General features: G+C 69.9%; 1 protein-coding gene. It reads left to right on the top strand.

The features are described 5' to 3' along the window. Positions 1 to 1,961: hypothetical protein (locus FJ309_17515; protein MBM3956372.1), on the top strand; the 1,961-nt coding region annotated here is incomplete at both ends.

Below are 1,961 nucleotides of genomic sequence, written 5' to 3'. Positions count from 1 at the left end.
GGCAACGGCATCGTCGATCCGCCGACGCAGACGACGTTCACGAGCTCCACGGCGCTGGCGATCCCCGACAAGCCGGCGAGCGGGTTTTCGCCGGTGACGTCGTCGATCGTCGTCTCCGGGATCGGCGCTTTCACGACCGACGTCAACGTCCGGCTCACCATCACCCACACCTGGGACTCCGACCTCGACGTGTTCCTGATCGCGCCTGACGGGACGCGCGTCGAGCTGTTCACCGACGTGGGCGGCTCGGGCGATAATTTCACCAACACGGTCCTCGACGACCAGGCGGCCACGGCGATCACGGCCGGCACGGCTCCGTTCACCGGCACGTTCCGGCCGGAGGGATCGCTGGCGACGCTCAACGGCAAGAATCCCAACGGTACCTGGACGCTCGAGATCACCGACGACGCAGTAGGCGACGTCGGCACGCTGAACAGTTGGGCAGTGATCATCACGACGGCCGCCGACCCGGTGCAAGCGACCGACGCCGCCGGCCGGGCACTGTTCGACCTCGCGGCCGGTGCGGTGTCGGTCACGCACTCCCTCGCCGCGGGTTGGGTGGCGACGGCGCCGTCGTCGAACGTCCGCGCCGTGACCGCTGCGGGCGCGCCTCTCTTCGCGCAGACCTATGGCGTCAAGCAGCGGCCGACGATCACGAGCAATGCCACGAGCGTGACGGTGCCGGAAGGAACGGCGGCTGCCGTCACGGGCACGTGGGGCACGGCCTATCCCGCGGACGTGATCGCGCTGTCGGCCTCGACGGGCTCCGTGACGCGAAACCCCGACGGCACCTGGTCGTGGACGGCGACCCCGGCCGACCAATTCGCGGCGACGACGGTGACGATCACCGCCACCGATCCGCAGGGGATCGCCTCGGCGACGAGCTTCTCGTTCACCGCCACCAATGCCTCGCCGGCCGTCGCCGCGACCAGCGTTGCCGTGACCGGCAACGTCCTCCAGACGCTCGGCAACACCGGCACCTGGTCCGACGTGGCGGCCGACACGGTGACGTTGTCGGCATCGCTGGGCACGGTCACCAAGAACTCCGACGGCACGTGGAGCTGGTCGCTGACCCCGTCGTCGAAGCTGACCGACCAGACGGTGACGATCACCGCCTCCGACGAGGATGGCGGCACGTCGACGACGACGTTCACGGTGACGGCCAAGGTCGCCGTCCCCAACCAGCAGATCTACTACAAGGGGTCGAGCTTCGCCGGCACGAGCGTCGACGCGGCACTCGATCCGGGGAAGGTCCTCGCCCGCCCGGGCGGAACGGCGCAGACGCTCTCCTATGCCAATCTGGTCAACGGCTCGCGCGGCCTCAACGGGATCGTGATCGACGTCGCGGGCCTGGTGGACACGAGCCTCTCGGCGGCCGACTTCTCGTTCAAGATGAGCCCTCAGGGAGCGTTTGACGAAGCGGCCAATCCGCCGTCTGCGTGGGCGGCCGCTCCGGTCCCGACGGCGATCGTCGTCACCCCGGGCACGGCGACGATCCCGGCGCGGGTCCGACTGGAATGGCCCGACAACGCCATCGCCAACCGCTGGCTCCAGGTCGCGGTCCTGGCCAACGCCCGCACCGGACTCGACGCCGCCGCGGTGTCGTACGTCGGCCATCTCCAGGGCGAGGTCAACGGCCAGGTGTCGGTCGGACGGTTCCGGGTCACCGCCGCCGACGTGACCCCCGTGGGGGCCCAAATCGGTGCCACCGTCACCGTCGGATCGGCGTTCGACCTCGTCAAGAACGGCCGGATTACCACCGCCGATCTGACTGCCGTCAGCAGCCAGATCGGGCTCCGCGAGCTCCGCGTGATCACGATCCCCGTGGCTGGCTCGGGCGGCCACGGCACGTTCGAACCCGGACCGTCCGGACCGTCGCTCCAGTCGGGGACATCGGGGAGTGGTGGCTCGATCGACTTCGCCGCACTCGCCGCCTGGGCCGGGGCCCAGCAGGTCAGCCA

This window comes from Planctomycetota bacterium (genome assembly GCA_016872555.1).
Classification (GTDB): domain Bacteria; phylum Planctomycetota; class Planctomycetia; order Pirellulales; family UBA1268; genus F1-20-MAGs016.
This window is presented reverse-complemented; position numbering and strand designations above follow the sequence as displayed.